This window comes from Franconibacter daqui (assembly GCF_014644275.1).
Taxonomy (GTDB): Bacteria; Pseudomonadota; Gammaproteobacteria; order Enterobacterales; family Enterobacteriaceae; genus Franconibacter; species Franconibacter pulveris.
This window is the reverse complement of record NZ_BMKJ01000006.1, coordinates 253,865-275,972: the sequence shown is the minus strand read 5'-3', so window position 1 is coordinate 275,972 and position 22,108 is coordinate 253,865. Positions and strand designations below refer to the sequence as shown.

19 protein-coding genes are annotated in these 22,108 nt (G+C 56.7%); 6 read left to right on the top strand and 13 right to left on the bottom strand.

What is annotated here, in order from left to right:
- Positions 1–121: 121 nt before the first annotated feature.
- The gene (locus IEX01_RS18605) at positions 122–466 is read left to right on the top strand and encodes a YejG family protein (protein ID WP_188724321.1); all 345 of its coding nucleotides are present in this window, start codon (positions 122–124) and stop codon (positions 464–466) included.
- Between the two features lie 5 nt (positions 467–471).
- Here IEX01_RS18605 and yejF read toward each other — a convergent pair whose 3' ends face one another.
- From yejF to IEX01_RS18560, 9 genes are all read right to left on the bottom strand, one after another.
- A complete protein-coding gene (gene yejF, locus IEX01_RS18600; RefSeq protein ID WP_188724320.1) occupies positions 472–2,058 on the bottom strand; it encodes a microcin C ABC transporter ATP-binding protein YejF in 1,587 nt (528 codons plus the stop codon).
- Position 2,059: 1 nt separating this feature from the next.
- Positions 2,060–3,082 carry a microcin C ABC transporter permease gene (locus IEX01_RS18595; protein ID WP_024556298.1) on the bottom strand — a complete coding sequence of 341 codons (1,023 nt, stop codon included), beginning with the start codon at positions 3,080–3,082 and terminating at the stop codon, positions 2,060–2,062.
- Positions 3,079–4,176, bottom strand: coding sequence for a microcin C ABC transporter permease YejB (locus tag IEX01_RS18590; RefSeq protein ID WP_024559664.1), 1,098 nt, complete (start codon positions 4,174–4,176; stop codon positions 3,079–3,081). Before IEX01_RS18590 ends, IEX01_RS18595 begins: the two co-directional genes overlap by 4 nt.
- Before the next feature lie 8 nt (positions 4,177–4,184).
- Positions 4,185–5,990 carry an extracellular solute-binding protein gene (locus tag IEX01_RS18585; RefSeq protein WP_188724319.1) on the bottom strand — a complete coding sequence of 602 codons (1,806 nt, stop codon included), beginning with the start codon at positions 5,988–5,990 and terminating at the stop codon, positions 4,185–4,187.
- A gap of 110 nt (positions 5,991–6,100) precedes the next feature.
- Complete coding sequence (gene pdeN, locus IEX01_RS18580) at positions 6,101–7,663, bottom strand: cyclic di-3',5'-guanosine monophosphate phosphodiesterase PdeN (RefSeq protein ID WP_024556301.1); 1,563 nt, start codon at positions 7,661–7,663, stop codon at positions 6,101–6,103.
- Between the two features lie 171 nt (positions 7,664–7,834).
- On the bottom strand, positions 7,835–8,404 hold the full coding sequence (gene mepS, locus IEX01_RS18575) for a bifunctional murein DD-endopeptidase/murein LD-carboxypeptidase (protein WP_024559666.1): 570 nt from the start codon (positions 8,402–8,404) through the stop codon (positions 7,835–7,837).
- Positions 8,405–8,828: 424 nt separating this feature from the next.
- Positions 8,829–9,533 carry a phosphatase PAP2 family protein gene (locus IEX01_RS18570; RefSeq protein ID WP_035895805.1) on the bottom strand — a complete coding sequence of 235 codons (705 nt, stop codon included), beginning with the start codon at positions 9,531–9,533 and terminating at the stop codon, positions 8,829–8,831.
- A 35-nt stretch (positions 9,534–9,568) separates the two neighbouring features.
- Positions 9,569–10,555 carry a CobW family GTP-binding protein gene (locus IEX01_RS18565; protein WP_024556304.1) on the bottom strand — a complete coding sequence of 329 codons (987 nt, stop codon included), beginning with the start codon at positions 10,553–10,555 and terminating at the stop codon, positions 9,569–9,571.
- 116 nt (positions 10,556–10,671) lie between these two features.
- On the bottom strand, positions 10,672–12,138 hold the full coding sequence (locus tag IEX01_RS18560; protein WP_048888129.1) for a mannitol dehydrogenase family protein: 1,467 nt from the start codon (positions 12,136–12,138) through the stop codon (positions 10,672–10,674).
- A 206-nt stretch (positions 12,139–12,344) separates the two neighbouring features.
- Here IEX01_RS18560 and uxuA point away from each other — a divergent pair, with 206 nt between their 5' ends.
- Positions 12,345–13,535 (top strand): mannonate dehydratase, encoded by a 1,191-nt coding sequence (gene uxuA, locus IEX01_RS18555; RefSeq protein ID WP_048888128.1) that lies wholly within the window; start codon positions 12,345–12,347, stop codon positions 13,533–13,535.
- Between the two features lie 109 nt (positions 13,536–13,644).
- Here the strand turns inward: uxuA and yeiP are convergent, their stop codons facing one another.
- Positions 13,645–14,217, bottom strand: a complete 573-nt coding sequence (yeiP, locus tag IEX01_RS18550; RefSeq protein ID WP_024556307.1) for an elongation factor P-like protein YeiP — start codon at positions 14,215–14,217, stop codon at positions 13,645–13,647.
- Positions 14,218–14,386: 169 nt separating this feature from the next.
- Here yeiP and IEX01_RS18545 point away from each other — a divergent pair, with 169 nt between their 5' ends.
- Positions 14,387–14,641, top strand: a complete 255-nt coding sequence (locus IEX01_RS18545) for a zinc/iron-chelating domain-containing protein (protein WP_024556308.1) — start codon at positions 14,387–14,389, stop codon at positions 14,639–14,641.
- Here IEX01_RS18545 and setB read toward each other — a convergent pair.
- Positions 14,638–15,819 carry a sugar efflux transporter SetB gene (gene setB, locus IEX01_RS18540; protein ID WP_024556309.1) on the bottom strand — a complete coding sequence of 394 codons (1,182 nt, stop codon included), beginning with the start codon at positions 15,817–15,819 and terminating at the stop codon, positions 14,638–14,640. The genes IEX01_RS18545 and setB overlap by 4 nt on opposite strands.
- A gap of 369 nt (positions 15,820–16,188) precedes the next feature.
- Between setB and fruB the strand changes: the two genes are divergently transcribed.
- Genes fruB through fruA form a run of 3 tightly spaced genes read left to right on the top strand, consistent with a single transcriptional unit; the run spans position 16,189 to position 19,974 of the window.
- Positions 16,189–17,322, top strand: a complete 1,134-nt coding sequence (gene fruB / locus IEX01_RS18535) for a fused PTS fructose transporter subunit IIA/HPr protein (protein ID WP_188724318.1) — start codon at positions 16,189–16,191, stop codon at positions 17,320–17,322.
- On the top strand, positions 17,319–18,257 hold the full coding sequence (gene fruK / locus IEX01_RS18530) for a 1-phosphofructokinase (protein ID WP_024556311.1): 939 nt from the start codon (positions 17,319–17,321) through the stop codon (positions 18,255–18,257). The genes fruB and fruK overlap by 4 nt, the downstream gene beginning before the upstream one ends.
- Before the next feature lie 16 nt (positions 18,258–18,273).
- Positions 18,274–19,974, top strand: coding sequence for a PTS fructose transporter subunit IIBC (gene fruA / locus IEX01_RS18525; RefSeq protein ID WP_024556312.1), 1,701 nt, complete (start codon positions 18,274–18,276; stop codon positions 19,972–19,974).
- Positions 19,975–20,033: 59 nt separating this feature from the next.
- Here fruA and nfo read toward each other — a convergent pair whose 3' ends face one another.
- Both nfo and IEX01_RS18515 read right to left on the bottom strand, forming a co-directional pair.
- A complete protein-coding gene (gene nfo / locus IEX01_RS18520; protein WP_024556313.1) occupies positions 20,034–20,891 on the bottom strand; it encodes a deoxyribonuclease IV in 858 nt (285 codons plus the stop codon).
- A 74-nt stretch (positions 20,892–20,965) separates the two neighbouring features.
- Positions 20,966–22,015, bottom strand: a complete 1,050-nt coding sequence (locus IEX01_RS18515) for a YeiH family protein (protein ID WP_188724317.1) — start codon at positions 22,013–22,015, stop codon at positions 20,966–20,968.
- Between the last annotated feature and the right edge of the window lie 93 nt (positions 22,016–22,108).

Sequence of the window (22,108 nt, the reverse complement as noted above, 5' to 3'; positions counted from 1 at the left end):
GTAATGTCGCAGCGGTAAGACATGTAAGCGGTTTCTTTGTTGATTTGATCACCTTTTTTCAACATTGTGTTAACCTGTATGTAAACCGTTTGTGAAATTTACTGGCTTCGGGGAACAAAATTTGAACATGTTACAACTCTCCATCGTCCATCGCTTGCCGCAAAGCTATCGTTGGCGGGCAGGTTTTACGGGTTCAATAGTTGAACCGATTCCGCAGCAAAACGGCCCGTGCGAAAATTGCCTTGTGGGTCTGAAGCTGCTGAGTCCGGATGGCGAAAAAGCCTGGCCGGTGATGCACAAGTTAAGCCAGGCGCTGAGCGATATCGAAGTGGATTGCTCCGTAGTGGAGTGCGAAGGCGAACCTACGCTGTTTGTAAACGGTCAGGATGAATTTGCCGCTACCTGCCGCCTGAAGAATTTCGGCGTGGCTATTGCAGAGACGTTTTCTGGCCAGAATCCCTTCTGAACGCGTCAGCGCAGCGTAAGCAGCTGACGCGTATAGTCCGCCTGCGGGGCGGTAAAAATTTGCTGGCAGTTTCCTTGTTCCACCACTTCACCCTGGCGCAGCACCACCACCTGATGGCATAGCGAGCGCACCACCTGAAGATCGTGACTGATAAAAATGTAAGCCAGGCGATGCCGGGCCTGCAGCGTTTTGAGCAACGCCAGCACCTGCGCCTGCACGGTGCGGTCAAGCGAAGAGGTCGGCTCGTCGAGTACGATCAGGTCGGGTTTAAGAATAAGCGCCCTTGCAATCGCGATACGCTGGCGCTGTCCGCCGGAAAATTCCGCCGGGTAGCGATGACGCGTTTGCGGGTCCAGCCCCACTTCCTGCATAACGGCTGTGACGTGCGCTTCCCGCTCAGCGGCGGATAAACCGGGCTTATGTACGCGTAATCCTTCTTCGATTATTTGCAGCACATTCAGCCTTGGGTTGAGTGAGGAGTTAGGATCCTGGAACACGACCTGGATGCGATGGCGCACCGGCAGCATCTGTTTGCGATTCCACGCATGCAGCGGCTGGCCGTCAAAAATAATTTTTCCTTTAGAGGGCAGCAGCCGCAGCAGCGCAAGCCCGGTAGTGCTTTTACCAGAACCTGATTCGCCCACCAGCCCAAGGCTCTCGCCGGGGCGCAGCGTAAAGCTAATCTCTTTTACCGCGTAGTGATTATCCACCACTCGCTTTAACAAGCCGCGCCGGATGGGAAAGGCGACCTGAAGCTTATCCACGGTTAACAGCGGCGCGGCTGGCGCCACCGGCACCGGTTCGCCTGCGGGCTCGGCGTCCAGCAGGCGGCGCGTATAGTCGTGCTGCGGCGCAAGAAAGAGTGCGGCGGTGCGGTTACGCTCCACACATTCGCCGCTCTGCATTACCGCCACATTGTCCGCCAGCCGCTTCACGATATTAAGGTTATGCGTAATGAACAGCAGCCCCATATTCAGCTCGCGCTTCAGCTCATCCAGCAGCGTCAGGATTTGCGCCTGCACGGAAACGTCCAGCGCTGTGGTGGGTTCGTCAGCAATCAGCAGCTCGGGACGGGTCAGCAGCGCCATCGCTATCATTACGCGCTGGCGCTCGCCGCCTGAAAGCTGGTGTGGAAAATCATTGAGCCGCTTAGCAGGCTGACGGATGCCGACGCGCTCAAGGCAGGTGATAATTTCCGCGCGCGCCGGCTCGCGGCGCATTCCCCGGTGCAGCGAAAGCACCTCATAAAGCTGTCGCTCGACGTTGTGCAGCGGGTTGAGCGAAACCATCGGCTCCTGAAAAATCATTGCGATGCGGTTGCCCCGCACGCTGCGCAGCTGTTGTTCAGAAGCGGTAAGCAGCGACTGGCCGTGAAAGAGAATATCGCCTTCTGGATAAACAACGGGTGGCGAGGGGAGCAAACGCAGCACGGAAAGCGCGGTCACGCTCTTGCCGGAGCCCGATTCCCCCACCAGCGCCAGCGTCTCACCGGCGTTGATGCTCAAGGAGAGCGTATTCACCACCCGACGTTCCGTTTCCTGCTGGCGAAACGCGATGGAAAGCTGTTCGATGGAGAGTAAAGGTTGCGCCATATCAGACCGCCTTGCCCGGATCGAAGGCGTCGCGCACCGCTTCGCCAATAAAGATTAACAGCGAAAGTAAAATCGCCAGCGAAAAGAAGGCGGTAATGCCAAGCCAGGGCGCCTGCAGATTGTTTTTGCCCTGCAGCAGCAGTTCACCCAGCGAAGGAGAGCCGAGCGGCAGACCGAAGCCGAGGAAATCGAGTGAGGTGAGGGTGGTAATCGACCCGCAAAGGATAAACGGCAGAAAAGTGAGGGTCGCCACCATCGCGTTAGGCAGCATATGCCGCCACATAATAGCTCTGTCGCTGACGCCCAGCGCCTGGGCTGCGCGGATATAGTCAAAATTGCGGGTGCGTAAAAACTCAGCGCGCACCACGCCCACAAGGCTCATCCAGCCAAACAGCACGGTGATGGCAAGCAACCACCAGAAACCCGGCTGCACCACGCTTGAAAGCAGGATAATTAAAAACAGCGTCGGCATGCCGGACCAGACTTCAATAAAGCGCTGGCCCCACAGGTCCACCTTGCCGCCGTAATAGCCCTGCACCGCGCCCGCCAGCACGCCGATAACGCTTGAGCTTAGCGTCAGCATCAGACCGAACAACAGCGAAATGCGCGTGCCGTAAAGAATGCGCGCCAGCACGTCGCCGCCGTTCGCGTCAGTGCCCAGCCAGTTTTGCGCTGAAGGAGGCGAGGGGAAAGGGGTCGTGGTTGCGTAATTAATGGCGTTGGCGCCAAAGCGGACAGGCGCCCACAGGGTCCAGCCGGACGCCAGCTGCTGGCGGAGCCAGGGATCCTGATAGTCGGCGCGGGTGGCGAGCGGGCCGCCGAAATCGCTTTCGCTGTAATCCACCGCTACCGGGAAATACCAGCGGTCCTGAAAATGGACTATCAACGGTCTGTCGTTGGCGAGCAGTTCAGAAAACAGGCTCAGGGTGAAGAGTATTGCAAAGATCCAGAGCGACCAGTAACCGCGGCGGTTACGACGAAACCGCGCCCAGCGCGCCTGGTTTACCGGGCTTAATCGACTCATCCGCGTCCCTCGAAATCGATGCGCGGATCGACCAGCGTATAGGTAATATCGCTCAGGATATTCAACAGCAGGCCGATCAGCGTGAAGATGTAAAGCGTGCCAAACATCACCGGATAATCGCGTGAGACGGTGGCTTCATAGCCCAGCAGCCCCAGGCCGTTGAGCGAGAACATCACTTCAATCAGCAGCGAACCGGTAAAAAACATGCTGATGAAGGTGGCCGGAAAGCCCGCGATGACCAGCAGCATGGCGTTGCGAAAGATATGTTTCCACAGGATCTGCTTTTCCCCTACGCCCTTCGCCCGGGCGGTCACTACGTACTGCTTGCGGATCTCGTCCAGAAACGCGTTTTTCGTCAGCATCGTCAGTGCCGCGAAGCCGCCAATGACCGTTGCCAGCACCGGCAGGGTGATATGCCAGAGATAATCGGCGATTTTCTTATACCAGGGGAGGGTATCGAAATTCGCCGACACCAGGCCGCGCAGCGGGAAAATATCAAACCAGGTGCCGCCCGCAAACAGCACAATCAGCAGAATGGCAAACAGAAATGCCGGTACGGCATAACCGACGATAATAAACGCGCTGCTCCAGATATCGAACCCGCTGCCGTTATGCACCGCCTTGCGAATGCCAAGCGGAATGGAAACCAGGTAGATAATCAAAGTGCTCCATAACCCAAGCGTAACGGAAACCGGCAGGCTATCGCCAATCAGTTGCACCACCGACGCGCTGCGAAACAAGCTGTCGCCAAAGTCGAAACGCAGATAATCGCCGAGCATCTTCAGGTAACGCTCGTGAAGCGGCTTATCGAATCCGTAACGATGGGTAATTTCCGCGATGATTTCCGGGTCCAGCCCGCGCGCGCCGCGATACTGGCTATCCCCAATGTTGCCGACGCCCGTTTGCGCATGCGTGGCGCCTGCGCCTTCCACGCTCACCCCCGGCACGCCGCTGCCGTGGCCAAACTGAATTGCGGCGATAGCCTGGTCGACCGGTCCGCCGGGGGCTATCTGCACAATAAAGAAGTTAAGGGTAATGATGGCCCACAGCGTCGGGATAATCAGCAGTAAACGCCGAATCAGATATGCGCCCATGTCGTTCCTTAGCGCCGCGCCGCAGGCAGCTTCGCCGCTTTGTTTACGTCATACCACCAGGTATCGAAACCCAGCGAATAAACAGGATGGATGCCGGGACGGGAGAATTTATCCCAGCGGGCAAAACGGTCGGCGGAGGTATACCACATCGGCAGCATGTAATAGTTCCAGGTCAGCACCCTGTCCAGCGCGCGGCCCAGCGGCAACAGTTTCTCTTTGTTGCCCTGGTTTTCGAGAATTTGCGCGATAAGTTTATCCACCGCCGGGTTTTGAACACCGGGGGAATTATAGGTGGAATCAATGTAGGCGGAAGCCCATGAGATCTGCAAGTCACCGCTCGGCCATGGCATGGCGCGATAAAGCGTGGGGATCATGTCGTAATCGCGCTTGCGCAGGCGATTGGTAAGTTGTGAATTATCCACCTGACGAATAGACATGGTGATGCCAAGCCGCTCAAGGTTGTGCTGGAAGGGCAGCACCCACTGGTTATTGCCTGCCGCCGAAAGCAATAACTCGAAGCTGAAAGGCTGCCCCGTTTTCTCGTTAACCAGCTTTTGATCTTTCAGCGTCCAGCCTGCCGCCTTCAGCAATGTAAGCGCTTTCAGCAGATGGTTGCGGTCAAAGCCATCGCCGTGAGAAACCGGCGGCTGGTAGATGGTAGTAAAGACCTCCGGAGGCACGTCGCTTTTCAGCGGCGCGAGTAAGGTGAGTTCGGCGGCATCCGGGTAATTTCGCGCGGCGTATTCGGTATTCTGGAAATAGCTGACGGGGCGGCTGTAAGCGCCATAAAACAGCGCCTTGTTCATCCATTCAAAATCAAAGGCGAGGGTTATCGCTTCCCGCACCCGACGGTCGGCGAACAGGGGGCGCTGGATATTAAACGCCAGCCAGCGGGTATCCTGCGCCGATTCGTTTTTTTGCTCTTCCTTGACAATATAACGGCTGTCGAAGTTTTTGCCGTTATAGCGTGTCGCCCAGTTTTTGGGGCTGCTTTCAAGTCGAAAATCAAAGGCGCCCGCTTTGAACGCTTCAAACGCCACGTTATCGTCCAGGTAATAGTCGTAGCGCAGGGTATCGAAGTTCCAGCGGCCCTGGTTTACCGGCAGGTTTGCCGCCCAGTAATCTTTTACGCGTGAATAAACCACGTACTGGCCCATGCGAAAATCGGTGATTTGATAGGGGCCGCTTGCCAGCGGCGGACGGGAGAGCGGGTCGCTGAGCTTATGATCTTTCCAGTATTTATGCGGCATTACCGGCAGCGAAAGCAGTCCCAGCATATCCTCTTTGCCCGGTTTCGCAAGCTCAATCCGCACCGTCAGCGGCGCGATGGCTTTTACCGTCGCCCCTTTATAATAAAGACGGAACTGCGGCACCCCTTCAGTCATGAATTTGTGAAAGGTAAAGGCGACATCATCCGCTGTGATGGACGAGCCGTCATGAAAGCGCGCGCGCGGGTTAATTTCCACCTCCGCCCAGGCGAAGTCAGGCGAGTAGCGCAGCATTTCGCCGACCAGCGGATAGTAACTTCCCGGCTCGTCATCCGAGGTGGTAAACAGCGGATCGTAAAGCGCCTCGGTGCGTATGGCCGCGTTGCCGCGCAGGGCGTAGCGGTTGAAGTTATCAAAGGTGCCGATGGCTGAAAGCGTGACGTTGCCGCCTTTAGGCGCTGCCGGGTTGACGTAATCGAAGTGGGTAAAATTTACGGCGTACTTAGGCTCTCCCAGAATGGCCAGGGAGTAGCTCTCTTTTATCGGTTCGGCCTGACAAACCGCACCATACAGGATCAGCAGTACTACAAGCGCGCGTGCAAACATGAGATAGCCTGTTAAAAAATCCTTATTATCGCCAGCCCGGGGCCTTAACCGCAGACTGGCGGGTCTGAGCATAATAAGGGAGGGCGCGGATGAGGGAAATACTCTGACGGTTAATCGTCTTCTGAGAATGTCACGCCTTCGGTAAGCTGCGCAAGGCGCAGCGGGCGGCTGAAATAGTAACCCTGTAAATAGGTTACATGCTGCTCGCGTAGCCATTTCGCCTGTTCTGCGGTTTCAACCCCTTCGGCTACGGTGTTCATATTAAGCCGTTTCGCAAGGGTAATCACCGCATCCAGCACGGGTGAAGTAACGGTCTCCGTGCCGATGGCATTAACAAAACCACGGTCAATTTTTAAGTAATCAAGCTTAAAGCGCTCAAGATAAATCAGGGCGCTGTGGCCGGTGCCAAAATCATCCACCGCAATCTCAAAACCTTCATCATGCAGCCACTGAAACAAGCCCAGCGCCTCTTTTTCCTGAATCATGTCGCGCTCAGTAATTTCAAAAACGATATGAAAGTAATCGGGCGGCAGCGAGGCGGCAAACTGGCGTATATCCTCTTTAAAAGTGGCGGAGTGCAGATGACCTGGCGCGATGTTTACGCCAAGCTTGGCGCCGCGCGGCAGCACTTTTTGCAGCTGCGGCGCATCGGCGGCAATCAGCTTAAACAGGTGGCGAGTGAGCGGCACAATAAGCTGCTGCGCTTCGGCGAAGCTGATGAATGCGTCTGGCGGGATCATGCCCGCTTCGGGATGCTCCCAGCGCATCAGCGCTTCCACGCCCGTCATGCGCAATTCACGGGATTCCACCACCGGCTGATACATCACAAAGAACTGGTGACGTTTGATGCCGATTAAAATCTCTTTGCCCGAGCGGGAGCGGGTGTAAAGCAGATAGCCGGTCAGCACGCCACCGAGCAGACCGCTCAGGATCCCGAGCAGCACGGAAAGCTGAATGTCCTGCGCAGGCCAGACGTTGCCGTAGAGGTAAATCTGCATGGGATAGCCTGCGATGCTGGCGGTACGCAAGGGCTCAGGAGGAAGGTCTTTGGTGCCCCTGAGTCCGTTTTCGAACGTGGTCAGCGCTTCGTTGCCCACCACCAGCGCGATGCCGGTAATATCGCGCTGGCGAGCGGTAAAGAGCAGGTAGGGGGTGAGGTTAACGTTAAGGATAGTAAAAACGCCGCGCCCGCTGTCCGTCGGATTGCGAAACCACATGGCGATGGCCGGTTTGCCGGGCAACATTGGCGTACCTTTAACGATATCCATATCAACCTCTTTATCAGGATCGATATCCGTCATGAGGTCCATCAGAGGTACGCGTATCGCGCCAATAGCCGAAGAGCAGTAGGCGATTTCGTCACGAATCAACAAGAACGCCCGCACGTTGACGTTAAACGCGGCGCGGGAGGTGAGGTCGGCTGAGACCATCGAGCAGTCAGCCAGCGTCAGCGGCTGTAAACTGTCCGCGGTGGTTTTAAGATCGTGAAAATAATGGGCGAGGTAATGTTGAATGTCGCTTGTCAGCAGCGTCCAGGCTTGTTCACGCTTATGATGAAGATAGATTGTGTAAAGGCTGCTCACCAGCAGGGCGATAAGCAACCCTGCGGCCAGGCTGGTCGCTGCTATCTTTTTTGGCGTCGACAGCCTTGAAGAAAAGTGGGGTAACGGCATTGGGTCTGGCTCCCGCAAAGACAAGGCTGGCGCTTAGCGTAATGCTGATGACTGTGGCCGGATAAAGGGACGTGCGGACCATCTTACACAGCCGCAAATAATAAAAAAACGCTGCCGGAGCAGCGTTTTTTTATTGTTCGTCAACGTTGGCCATCAAGGGGGAAAGCAACATTAACTGCGGCTTAATACTCTTCGCGCTTCATTGTAGCGCTTCTTCCAGTACGGTTCGTCCATGCTGGAAATCATGACGCCGCTGCTGGTGGAGGCATGTACAAACTGGTTATTGCCAATGTAAATGCCTACGTGGCGGCCGGTAGAGCCTGCCCGGAACAGCACCAGATCGCCGGTCCGCAATTTTGTGCGGTCAACGCTTTTGCCCATTTCCTGCTGTTCGTAAGTAGAACGCGGTAATTCTAAGCCAAACTGTTCACGAAAAGTACGCTGTACGAAACCGGAACAGTCGATGCCGCTTTTGGTGCTGCCGCCCAGACGGTAGCGGACGCCTTTCCAGCTGGCATATTGATCCATAAGTCGCGATTTAACATCGAGATTACGAACCATATTTTCAAATTCATCCTGAGAGGCTTGCAGTAAAAAACCATCATTATTGCCAACTGCATGCGTCTCAGAATGCATATTTTTTGCGGTGTTAGTGGAGCTACATGCTGACAGCAGTACCGCGACTGCGACTGCGGGTACGAGCCGCAGAAAATATCTCAAAATCGGCTGAGATTTGACCATATTATTTATTTTCCCTTGATGTCCTTAACGATAAATATCGTTATAAAAATGCCAAACGTGACGAGACTAAATACCCGCGCGTGTTGAGACAATTCCGAATGAACGAAATTGTGCAGAAACGCACATTTTTATTTTCAGCGCCGCGGACGCGGTCTTGAAAGCAAAACGAGACCGAGATTACCCGATCAAACCCTGTATGGCGAGTGGTTTTATCGCTTTTTTTATAAGAAATTGTGATGTGAAAAGAGGAAAGTGTGTAGTTGTGTAACAATGGCCTGAAAAGGGTAAAAAACAGGCTATTCATTGCGTTATTAAATAATCATTACGCTGGTAATGATATTTAACCGAAATTAACCTCCCGGAAACAATCAGGGATCGAAAACGATCCCTGATGGAACGGTTTTAATATTTTAATTAAATGTTATCAAATTGTTTGTTTTTTGCCGGGGAGCGTGCGGTCAAACCACGCAATAACCTTGTCGGAAACAGGGGTTAATAAACACCAGGGCAACCCTGTCAGCACCACACAAAGTGAACCTACAAATATATCGGTAAACCAGTGCGCGCCAATCATCATGCGGGGAAGGGCAAACACGGCAAAAATAAGTAAGGCGATAGCAAACGCTTTTTGACCAAAATATCGCCACATAAATCCCGCAAAAATAAGCAGCATCATGCCATGGTCGCCAGGGAAACTGTCCGTCGACGCATCTTTGGTCGAAATAGATAAAAGTTCGCTGACGCGGTTAATGCCGGTAAACGTTAACGTCGGGCTGGGACGGGTAACGGGCAGTAAACGCTGACCGAGTTGGTTTAGCACCACTGCCGTCAGCAGCATCACCAGACCCATCAGTACGATGCGGCGTTGCTGCGCAGGCGCGGCGCGGCGCCAGTGCCAGAGCATCAGTGCTCCCATCGCCAGCAATGAGCAGCCGTCAAAAGCCCGGTTATTGGTAATTGCCACAAACCACAGAAACGGTCGGTTCACCGCCAGCTGCTGGTTAAAAAAGGTAAAGACGCCCGTATCAATGGCGTACCAGAAACCATGGTTAGCTGGCAGGAACCAGGAAAGGAATAACGCTACGCCCGCGACGTTCAGCAGCAGGATAAGCGGCAAACGAATCTTCATGATCGGAGTCACAGTTTATTAGAAAAAGGGCAACGTTAGACCTGTGAACTTAAACGAAGCTTCAACAAAGCGGCTTGCAGGCTGTTCCAGTCCGTTTCGTTCTGCGTAATCAGTTCAATTCTGCTGTCAGGCGGCGCCACGTTCTGGGTTTCAATATTCAAGTCGAGACCCTGTCGGTTGATTCGCACCAGCCCTTCAGGAATGCGCAGCACGCCCTTTACGCGGTCTACTGGCGCGAGCCGCGCCCATTCCAGCAGCCCAATGGTATCGAACACCGTGTCGGCATCAAAAATCCAGCCGCAGGCGTGATAGCCCTGGCCATGATTAAGGTTGCGCCGCCAGCGCTGGTTTTGTGCGAGGCTTAACGCCGCAAGCCCCCGGCTGCTGGGATGGGCATGGCTGTGTTCCACGCTTGCCGGCAATTCACGCTGGTTTTCGCGCGGTTTATCGAGCCACGCGCCGTCGATATTTCCCTGCGTGGCGAAAACCACTTCGCGGCCCTCTCCCTGTTCCACCCGCCATTTATCCAGCGCCTGACGGCTATCCTCGTCCGCGCGATCGCTTTTATTGGCGATAATAATGTCCGCCGCCGCTAACTGATCGCGGAAGTTTTCATTGCTCAGGCACTTTTCATCCAGCAACTGACGTGGGTCGAGCAGACAAAGGGTGGCGCGTAAATCTATCCACGGCTCGTAGACCGGTGCGGTCAGCATATCCAGAATCTGTTTGGGATGTCCCAGGCCGGTGGGCTCTATCAACAGGCGATCCGGTTTGCCCTGGCGCAGCAGTGTGTTAAGCCCTACCTGCATCGGCAGGCCGTTGACGCAACACATGCAGCCGCCGGGAATTTCTTTCAGCAGCGCGCCGCTGTCGGCGAGCAGGGCGCCGTCAATGCCCACTTCGCCAAATTCATTGACCAGCACGGCCCATTTTTCCGCCGGATCTTTTTGCGCCAGCAGATGCAAAATCGTGGTGGTTTTACCGCTACCGAGAAAACCGGTAATGAGATTGGTTTTAGTCACGCGCGCTCCCGGACAAAAGAGAAAACGCCAATAGTGTCTAAAAACCTTAGCAAAGAGAAGAAAGAAGAGGGGGCGACGCTGAGCGCCGCCCCCTATAAAGCATGGATAGTTAAAACTTAACGACCGGCAAGACGGGCGACCGCCTCTTTCGCGCCATTGCGGGAAAGGCTTTGCCAGGCCGCTTTCAGGCTATGCACGAAAATCGGGTTCTGCGGTAAGTCGGCACCGAAAATTTCCTGTAAAGAGAGCAGCGCTTCAACGCGGTTTTCCTGCGGGCTGTTCTCAACCAGCCCGCGAATTTTTTCGCTCAGCGGGTCGCGCACGTCGATGGCGTCGCCTTGTTCATCCACGCCGCTGACGTAGCGCATCCAGCCTGCCACGCCCAGCGCAAGCAGCGACCAGTCGCCGCCGTGTTGCAGATGCCAGCGAATGCTCTCCAGCATTCGCTGCGGCAGCTTCTGGCTGCCATCCATCGCAATCTGCCAGGTGCGGTGTTTAAGCGCCGGATTGCTGAAGCGGGCAATCAGGCTGTCGGCATAGGCCGTTAAATCCACGCCGGTGATGCGAAGCGTCGGCGCCTGCTCTTTGAGCATTAACTGGCGCGCCGCCTGGCGAAAACGCGCATCCTGCATGCAATCGCTGATATGCTGATAACCCGCCAGGTAGCCCAGATAGGCCAGAAAAGAGTGGCTGCCGTTCAGCATGCGTAGCTTCATCTGCTCCCAGGGCTGCACATCCTCAACAAGCTGGACGCCCGCCGTTTCCCATGCGGGCCGGCCGGCGACGAAATTATCTTCGATAACCCACTGAATAAACGGCTCGGCGCTGATGGCGCACGGGTCTTCCACGCCCAGCGCGTCGGCGATTTCCGCAAGCGACTCCGGCGTGGCGGCAGGCACGATACGGTCCACCATCGTCGCCGGAAATGTCACATGTTCGCCTATCCACTGCGCCAGTTCGGGGCTGCGCTTTTGCGCCATGCCGAGCACCGCCTGACGCACGACGTGGCCGTTATCCGGGATATTGTCGCAGGAAAGCACGGTAAACGGCGCGAGACCCCGCTCGCGGCGGCGGTGCAGCGCTTCCACCAGTAGTCCGGGTGCGGAATGCGGCTGGTGCGGGTTTTCGAGATCGTGAACGATGCGCTCATTGCGCGTATCCAGTTTGCCGGTCGCCGGGTCGATGCAATAGCCTTTCTCGGTAATCGTCAGGGAGACGATAGCCACCTGCGGTTCACAGAACTTTTCGACAATCGCTTCCATACCGTCAAGCTTTGCGTTCAGGCACTCTTTCACGGCGCCAATGAGGTATGCCTGGTTGCCGTCCGCGCCTTTTTCCAGCACGGTATAAAGATGGTCCTGGGCGCGAAGATCGCTCATTAGCTTGTCGCCGCTGAACAGGCTGATTTCGCAAATTCCCCAGTCGCCGCCCTGTTGATTCAGCACGCGATCGGTTAACAGCGCCTGGTGCGCGCGGTGAAAAGCGCCGAAGCCGAAATGCACGATGCGGCTTTGTAAACGATGACGATCGTAGCGGGGGCGCTTAACCGAATCGGGCAGCGTTACGGAGGCAATTGTATTCATTTAGTACATACCTTATTAACCATCATTTAACAAAACCAGTGTAAAGTTATATGACAGCAAATTGAATTGGTATGCCGTAAATATCCGGGGTTTGTGAGCTGGATCAATCAATGGTGGCGGGCGGTTTGATCGCTTAGTGGAAACCTGTATGGTAGTCGTCATTGGTTCTGGTATGATTGGTATAACAACTTAACGAGGGGATGGTCATGGAACAAACCTGGCGGTGGTATGGCCCAAACGATCCGGTATCACTGGATGATGTGCGTCAGGCAGGCGCGACCGGCGTCGTTACCGCGCTGCATCACATTGCAAATGGCGACGTCTGGCCGGTGGAAGAGATCCGCGCGCGCCAGGCGCTGCTGGCGGAAAAAGGGCTGGTCTGGTCGGTAGTGGAAAGCATTCCGGTGCATGAAGAAATTAAAACCCACACCGGTAATTACGATAAGCACATCGCTAACTATCAGCAAAGCATCCGCAATCTCGCAGCCTGCGGCATCGACACCGTTTGCTATAACTTTATGCCTATTCTCGACTGGACGCGCACCGACCTCGAGTACGTCCTGCCGGACGGCTCAAAAGCGCTGCGCTTTGACCAGATAGCCTTTGCTGCGTTTGAACTGCATATTCTCAAACGTGAAGGGGCGCAGGCGGATTACAGCGAAGAAGAGCAGCGTCAGGCGCAGGACTATTTCACTAACGCGAGCGAAGCGGAGATTGAGAAGCTGACGCGCAACATCATCGCCGGCCTGCCAGGCGCGGAAGAGGGCTATACGCTTGACCAGTTCCGCGCGCGCCTTGCGGAATATCACGGCATCGATAAAGCCCAGCTTCGTGAAAACATGGCTTATTTCCTGCGCGCCATTGTACCGGTAGCGGAAGAGGTGGGCGTGCGGCTGGCGGTGCACCCGGACGATCCGCCGCGTCCTATTCTTGGGCTGCCGCGCATTGTCTCTACCATCGACGATATGCAGTGGCTGAAAGAGACGGTGAACAGCATTAACAACGGCTTCACCATGTGCACCGGCTCCTACGGCGTGCGCGCTGATAACGACCTGGTGCGGATGATAGAAACGTTCGGCGATCGCATCCACTTTACCCATTTGCGCTCCACCTGCCGTGAAGCGAACCCGAAAACCTTCCACGAAGCGGCGCATCTGCAGGGCGACGTGAACATGGTGGCGGTAGTTGACGCTATTCTGAGTGAAGAGCTGCGTCGTAAAAAGGCGGGCGATCGGCGTCCTATCCCGTTCCGTCCGGACCACGGTCACCAGATGCTTGACGATCTGCGCAAGAAAACCAACCCGGGTTATTCGGCAATCGGCCGCCTCAAAGGCATGGCGGAAGTGCGCGGCGTCGAGCTGGCGCTGAAGATGACGAAATACCCCGAGTTGCTGTAACCCTGATGGGAACGGCGTAGCTCGCTGTTAACGCAGATAAAAAAACCGGCATGCTTGCCGGTTTTTTTTTGGGGCCTGACAGCGAAGCGCCGCCAGGTGAGCAGGCCTGTTAGTCTGCGCGGCCCATATAGCGTTTCTCTTCGATATGAATGCGAATTTTCTCGCCCGCCGAGAGGTATTCCGGTACCTGCACCACCAGACCGGTCGTCAGCGTCGCCGGTTTGTTGCGCGCGCTTGCGGAAGCGCCTTTGATGCCCGGCGCCGTTTCCACGATTTCCAGGTCTACCGTCTGCGGCAGCTCCAGCGCCAGCAGTTGGCCGTCCCACAGCAGCACCTGCATATCGGGCATGCCGCCTTCCGGCATGAACTGCAGCTCTTCTTCAATCTGATCTTTCGTGAAGGTATAGGGCGTATAGTCTTCTTTATCCATGAACACATATTCGTCGCCGTCTACGTAGGAGAAGTCCACAAAGCGGCGGTTCAGGGTAACGGTATCGACAATGTCGTCGCCTTTAAAACGCTCTTCCACCTTCAGGCCGGTGCGCACATCGGAGAAGCGCATTTTATAAAGCGTGGCCGCGCCGCGAGCGCTGGGTGACTGAATATCAATGTCTTTTACGAGCAGCAGTTTGCCGTTGTAATTGAGCACCATACCTTTTTTGATTTCGTTAGCTCTTGGCATCGAAGTGTCCTGTTAATTTGGGATAGCAAAAATATCGCGACAAATTACTCGCGAGGCGTCAGCCAGGCAAGCGGATTTCACCGCTTTCGCTGCATGGCGCGAAAAAGTCGTTAGTGTTTCCAGGCGGCGCCTGATAAAGTCCGCGCCTGTCTGCCTGGCCGAGGTCATTATGGAATGTCGTCCCGACTGCGGTGCCTGCTGTACCGCGCCTTCAATATCGAGCCCCATTCCGGGCATGCCAGACGGCAAACCGGCGAACACACCTTGCGTGCAGCTTGATGAGCATAAGCGCTGCAAGCTGTTCGGCTCGCCGCTGCGGCCAAAAGTGTGCGGCGGCCTGCAACCCTCCCCCGAGATGTGCGGCATACATCGCCAGCAGGCGATGGAGTACCTCATACACCTCGAGGCGCTTACCGCGCCCTAAACATCCTTAATCCGCCACAGGCACCAGACAGCGGCGGCCGTCATGACCAACGCCACATAAAACACGGCGTGATAGTTCCAGATTTCCGCAATCACACCCGCAAGCGAACCGGCGATAATCCAGCCCACGCGCGTCGTATTAGTATAAAGCGTGGTCGCGGCGCCCGCCTGACCCGGCATCAGATCCTGAAAATAGAGCATGCCGATGCCGGCCAGGATGCCGATGTAAATGGCGTTAAGCAGCTGCAGACCGAGCAGCATGACGGGGCTGCTGAGCATCAGCATGCCGAGATAAAACAGCACGCCGCCCACAATCGCCACACGCATTAAAAAGCGTTTGCCGAACCGCTTTGCGTAGTAGCCCGCCACCAGCATGGTCGGAATTTCCAGCCCCGCGGCGGTGCCCATCATCACGCCAGCCAGCTTCTCCGACAGATGCAGCTCATTAATGATGTAAAGCGGCATATTGATGATGTAAAGGCTGTTGGTGCCCCACATCAGGGTGCAGATGACAAACAACAACAGGGCGTCGCGACGGTTGCGGCGCGGCGCCTCAAGCGTCGTGGAGGTGGCTACCGGCTCTTTGCGCATCGAAGGCAGGAAGCCCCACACCATCAGGCCGCAGACGATAAACGCCGCCGCCGCGCTCAGGTACATCACCTGAAAGCCAAAGCCCATCGCCAGGGCATACGCCAGCGGCGGCCCGACAACCCACGCCAGTGAAACCTGAGCGCGAAGAATTGAGCTGAACATGACCGCTTCCCGGCCGGTGCGGTCGGCATGCTCACGCGCCAGGGCAAACATCTGCGGGTTGGCGGTAGAGCCGAAGCTGCTCAGGAACACGCCGATAAACAGCAGAATGAAATAGTTGCGGTTCCAGGCGAACAACACGCAGGCCAGCGCCCCCAGCAGACAGCAGACGAAGATAAGGGATTTGCGGTCGCCTTTTTTATCCGAACGGCCCGCCAGAAACTGGCTGACCAGAATGCCGATAATGGCGCTGCCGGTAAAAAAGAAGCCGACCATCGCTGGTCGCGCATGCACCTCTTCAGTGAGAAACAGGCTGAGCGTAGGCGTTTGCAGCGCCCCGGCGATGCCGGTTAAAAAAGCTACAATTAAAAAAGAGGCGGAAGCCATGTCAGGCATTCGCAAGCGGGACGCAGCAGGAAGGTTTTGCATAACAAATGAACGCTTTCAAAAGGGAAGGCGAAGTTTACGCGCCTCGTGCGCAAATAAACAGCGGCCTGTATTAAACGCCACACGAATAATCAAAAAGCTGTTTTATTTTTTGCTGACGGAGCGCTGAACGCGGAGCTGACCAGCCTGAAAAAGGCAGAAGTAACTTCAGCAAATGGGACGTGAAAGGTATGAAATGTGCGACACATCTAAAAATGTACATCCCGTTTACGGCTTTTCTTGCGCCGCGCAGCAGAAGTCCTCACACTTCTTGAAACGTTTCAGCGTTATCTTCGGGTTTTTTCAGCCATCAGGTAACGCCTTTTTTCTCAGAAAGGCTGAAACGATTCACTTTCAGCAAGCGAGGAGACCATGTTCCAGTTATCTGTTCAGGATATCCATCCCGGCGCCAGCGCCAACAATAAAGAAGAAGCCATCCGTCAGGTTGCTGACGCGCTGGTGAAAGCGGGCAATGTAGCTGACGGCTATGTTAACGGCATGCTTGCTCGCGAACAGCAAACCTCTACCTACTTAGGCAATGGCATCGCCATTCCGCACGGCACCACCGATACCCGCGACCAGGTGCTGAAAACCGGCGTGCAGGTCTTCCAGTTCCCGCAGGGGATCCGCTGGGGCGACGATCAGGTGGCGTATGTGGCTATCGGCATCGCCGCCAGCTCAGATGAACACCTCGGCTTGCTGCGTCAGTTAACGCACGTGCTGAGCGATGACGCCATCGCCGAACAGCTTAAAACCACCAACAGCGCTGAAGAGTTGCGCGCGCTGCTGATGGGCGAAAAACAGAGCGATGCGCTGAAGCTGGATAACGAAATGTTCAGCCTTGATGTAGCGGCAAGCGACCTGGTTACGCTGCAGGCGCTGAACGCCGGTCGCCTGAAGGCGGCGGGTGCGGTGGACGCCGCTTTCGTCAGCCAGGCGATTGTCGACGCGCCGCTGAATCTGGGGCAGGGCGTGTGGCTGGCTGACAGCGCGCAGGGCAACCTTGCGAGCGCCGTCGCGGTGAGCCGCCCGGCAAACGCGTTTGAAGCGAATGGCGAAAAAGTTGGCCTGCTGATGACCGTCGCCATGGCTGACCAGCAGCCGCTGCCGGTGCTCAAGCGCCTGGGCGACCTCCTGCTGAATCAGAAAGCGGACCGCCTGCTTAGCGCCGACGCTTCTACGCTGCTTGCGCTGTTGACCAGCGACGAGGCGTTAACCGAAGACGTGCTGAGCGCCGAGTTTACCGTGCGCAACGAGCACGGCCTGCACGCTCGTCCCGGCACGATGCTGGTGAACACTATCAAGCAATTTAACAGCGATATCACCGTCGCTAACCTCGACGGCACCGGCAAGCCGGCTAACGGCCGCAGCCTGATGAAAGTAGTGGCGCTCGGCGTTAAGAAGGGGCATCGCCTGCGCTTTACCGCACAGGGAGCGGATGCTGAAGCGGCGCTGAAAGCGATTGGCGAAGCCATCGCCGCTGGTCTTGGGGAGGGCGCAGCATGAGCAGACGTGTTGCCACCATTACGCTAAACCCGGCTTATGACCTGGTCGGCTTTACGCCGGAAATCGAACGCGGCGAAGTCAACCTCGTACGCACCACCGGCCTGCACGCTGCGGGCAAAGGCATTAACGTTGCGAAGGTGCTCAAGGATTTAGGGATTGATGTCACCGTCGGCGGTTTCCTTGGCAAAGATAATCAGGATGGCTTTCAGCAACTCTTCAGCGAGCTTGGCATCGCCAACCGTTTTCAGGTGGTGCAGGGCCGTACTCGCATTAACGTGAAGCTGACGGAAAAAGATGGCGAAGTGACCGATTTTAACTTCTCCGGTTTTGAAGTCACCGCGGCGGACTGGGAACGTTTTGTTAACGATTCCCTGAGCTGGCTTGGGCAGTTCGACATGGTCTGCGTCAGCGGCAGCCTGCCGGCGGGCGTCAGCCCGGAAGCGTTCACCGACTGGATGACGCGCCTGCGCAGCCAGTGCCCGTGCATTATTTTCGACAGCAGCCGCGAGGCGCTGGTGGCGGGCCTGAAAGCCGCGCCGTGGCTGGTGAAACCGAACCGCCGCGAGCTGGAAATTTGGGCAGGCCGCAAGCTGCCGGAAATGAAAGATGTTATTGATGCCGCCCACGCGCTGCGCGAGCAAGGCATCGCCCACGTGGTGATTTCACTGGGTGCAGAAGGGGCGCTGTGGGTCAACGCCTCTGGCGAATGGATAGCCAAACCGCCCGCCTGTGAAGTGGTCAGCACGGTAGGCGCCGGGGATTCAATGGTCGGCGGCCTCATCTACGGCCTGCTGATGCGCGAATCCAGCGAGCACACGCTACGTCTTGCTACGGCGGTGGCGGCGCTGGCGGTCAGCCAGAGCAATGTCGGCATCACCGACAGGACACAGTTGGCGGCGATGATGGCGCGCGTCGACTTACAACCTTTTAACTGACAGCAGGAGAGGCATAATGAAAACGCTGCTGATTATTGACTCCGCGCTCGGCCAGGCCCGCGCCTATATGGCGAAGACCCTGCTCGGTGCGGCGGCGCAGAAAGCGCATCTGGAACTTACCGATAACCCGAACGACGCGGAGCTGGTCATTGCGCTGGGCAAAAACCTGCCGGCGGACAGCGCGCTCAACGGCAAAAAGGTGTTTGTTGGCGAAATCGATCGCGCCGTAGCGCACCCGGAGCTGTTCCTTGGCGAAGCCAAAGAGAAAGCGCAGTCGTACAGCGCGCCGGTTGCGGCGGCTCCGATTGGCGCGCCGACGGCGGGCGGTCAAAAACGCATTGTGGCGGTAACGGCCTGCCCGACTGGCGTAGCGCACACCTTTATGGCGGCGGAAGCTATCGAAACCGAAGCGAAAAAACGCGGCTGGTGGGCGAAAGTGGAAACCCGCGGCTCCGTGGGGGCAGGCAATGCCATCACGCCGGAAGAGGTGGCGCAGGCGGATCTGGTTATCGTGGCGGCGGATATCGAAGTGGACCTGGCGAAATTCGCCGGCAAGCCAATGTACCGCACCTCTACCGGCCTCGCGCTGAAGAAAACCGCGCAGGAGTTCGATAAAGCCCTCGCCGAGGCTAAGCCCTATCAGCCTTCCGGCCAGGCGGCTTCCGCTTCCGCAGGCCAGAAAGAGCAGGGCGGGGCAGGCGCCTATCGTCATCTTCTGACCGGCGTTTCCTACATGCTGCCGATGGTGGTGGCGGGCGGTCTGTTAATCGCGCTCTCTTTTGTGTTCGGCATCGAAGCGTTCAAACAGGAAGGCACGCTTGCCGCGGCGCTGATGAAAATCGGCGGCGGTTCCGCCTTCGCCCTGATGGTGCCAGTACTGGCTGGTTTCATCGCTTTCTCTATCGCTGACCGTCCGGGCCTGACGCCGGGCCTGATTGGCGGCATGCTCGCTGTCAGCACCGGCTCCGGTTTTATCGGCGGTATTCTTGCGGGCTTCCTCGCAGGCTATGTTGCCAAAGCGATCAGCGGCAAGCTGAAGCTGCCGCCAAGCATGGAGGCGTTGAAGCCTATCCTGATTATTCCGCTCTTCTCCAGCCTGATTGTAGGTCTGGCGATGATTTACGTTATCGGCACGCCGGTCGCGAAAATCCTGGCGGGCCTGACCGCCTGGCTGCAGGGGATGGGAACCGCCAACGCGGTGCTGCTGGGCGCCATTCTTGGCGGCATGATGTGTACCGATATGGGCGGCCCGGTGAACAAAGCGGCTTATGCTTTTGGCGTGGGGCTGCTGAGTTCCCAGGTTTACGCGCCGATGGCGGCTATCATGGCGGCCGGTATGGTTCCGCCGCTGGCGATGGGCATTGCGACGATGGTGGCGCGTCGTAAATTCGACAAAGGCCAGCAGGAAGGGGGCAAAGCGGCGCTGGTGCTGGGCCTGTGCTTTATCTCCGAAGGGGCGATTCCGTTCGCCGCCCGCGACCCGATGCGCGTTATTCCCTGCTGCATCGTGGGCGGCGCTATCACCGGCGCTATCTCTATGGCGGTAGGCGCGAAGCTGATGGCGCCGCACGGCGGTCTGTTCGTGCTGCTGATTCCTGGCGCTATCACGCCGGTGCTGGGCTACCTTCTTGCTATCGTCGCCGGTACGCTGGTGGCGGGTCTGGCTTACGCTTTCCTTAAGCGTCCGGAAGCGGAACTGGCGGCGAAAACCGCCTGAGCGTTACGGTAAGAAAAAAGCTCCCTGCGGGGAGCTTTTTTTATTGCTGAAAACAGCGGTTATACCGTTGCCGTAGTCGTTTGCTGCGCCTTAAGCCAGGCGATTTCTTCAGCCCAGATATCCGGGTTAATGGTTTCAAGCACCATCGGGATGCCGTCGAAGCGGCTGTCGCGCATCAGCCAGCGGAACGGCGTATGGCCGATGTTCCCTTCGCCGAGGCTATGGTGGCGGTCCACCCGGCTGGCGAAAGCGCTTTTCGCGTCGTTTAAGTGCATGCCGCGTAAATACTGAAAGCCGACAATACGGTCAAACTCAGCGAAAGTCTCTTCGCACGCCTCTTCCGTGCGCAGGTCGTAACCCGCGGCGAAGGCGTGGCAGGTATCAATACAGACCCCAACACGGCTCTTGTCGTCCACCTGGTCGATAATCGCCGCCAGATGCTCGAAGCGAAAGCCGAGGTTGCTCCCCTGGCCTGCGGTATTTTCAATAACCGCCGTCACGCCTTCCGTTTGCTCCAGCGCGATGTTCACCGATTCGGCGATGCGGGAGAGGCAGGCCTCTTCGCTGATTTGCTGTAAGTGACTGCCCGGGTGAAAGTTCAGCAGCGTCAGCCCGAGTTGCTGACAGCGCGTCAGCTCGTCAATAAACGCCTTACGGGATTTCTCCAGCGCTTCCGCTTCCGGATGGCCGAGGTTAATCAAAAAGCTGTCGTGCGGCAGGATCTGCCCCGGCCCGTAGCCATGTTTTTCACAGGCGGCTTTGAATTCATCGATAATCGCCGGGGTGAGCGGGGCGGCACGCCATTGACGCTGGTTCTTGGTGAACAGCGCGAAAGCTGTCGCTTCCAGCTCGGCGGCGCGGGTGGCGGCATTGGCGAGCCCGCCGGAGGCGCTGACATGCGCTCCAATAAACTTCATCTTTCTCTCCTGTCATACCCGCAAAGGGGGAACGTTTTATCATAGCGGCAACGTCCAGGAAAGCGCGTGCCGGTTTATGCCATTAGCCGCTCAACGATAACGTTAATCACCCCGCCGCCTACAATCAGCCAGAAAAAGAGGAGGAGCGCCATCAGCAGCGGCCGTACGCCCGCTTTTTTCAGCGCGCTGAGGTGCGTTGTCACGCCAAGCGCCGCCATCGCCATTGCCAGCAGAACGGTATCGAGCGTCACCAGCGCATCCACCAGCGGTTTCGGCAGCAGATGGAAGGAGTTGAACACCGCCACCAGAATAAACAGGATAGCGAACCAGGGAATAGTGATGGCGCTGCGCTTGCCGTCATTTGCCGGCGCCAGCTGTTTTACCCGCGCCGCCAGAAAAATCAGGAACGGGGCGAGCATCATCACGCGCAGCATTTTAGCAATAACCGCCGCGTTTTCCGCATCCGGCCCCACCGCATGGCCCGCCGCCACGACCTGCGCCACTTCATGCATGGTAGAACCCATATAGACGCCGTAGGTTTCTGGCGAGAAAAAGGCGTTTAGCCACGGCCACATCAGAGGATAGAGAAAAATCGCCAGCGTGCCGAAAATTACCACCGTCGCCACCGCCACGGTCACTTTACTGGCTTGCGCTTTAATAACCGGTTCGGTGGCGAGAATCGCCGCCGCGCCGCAAATGCTGCTGCCGGCGCCAATCAGCCAGCTCGTTTCGCGATCGAGCTTAAAAACGCGCTGACCAAGCCAGCAGGCAAGAAAAAACGTGCTGCTGAGCGTGAGCATATCCACCAGCAGGCCGCTTGTCCCCACCTGCGCGATTTGCGCGAATGTCAGGCGAAAGCCATAAAGAATAATGCCCAGTCGCAACAAATGCTGTTTGGCGAACAGCACGCCGCCGTCGCAGGATTGCCAGAGGCGAGGGTAAACCGTATTGCCGACAAGCATGCCGGCAAGGATAGCAAGCGTCAGCGCGCTAAGCCCTGCGCCAGCGACCGCCGGGATAGCACCAGCCCACAGGGCTGCGCCTGCCACCAGGGCAGTGAGCGCCAGACCGGGCGCATAATGCATCAGGTGACGCTGCGGTTTGCGTAGTGTGAGTATTGTCATAGCCTTCTCCTTACTGTGTGAAAAGCGTAAGGCGAGGCGACTTAAAAATAAAATTGATTATATATTTATAATTAATCATCATAAGTGGTAAGA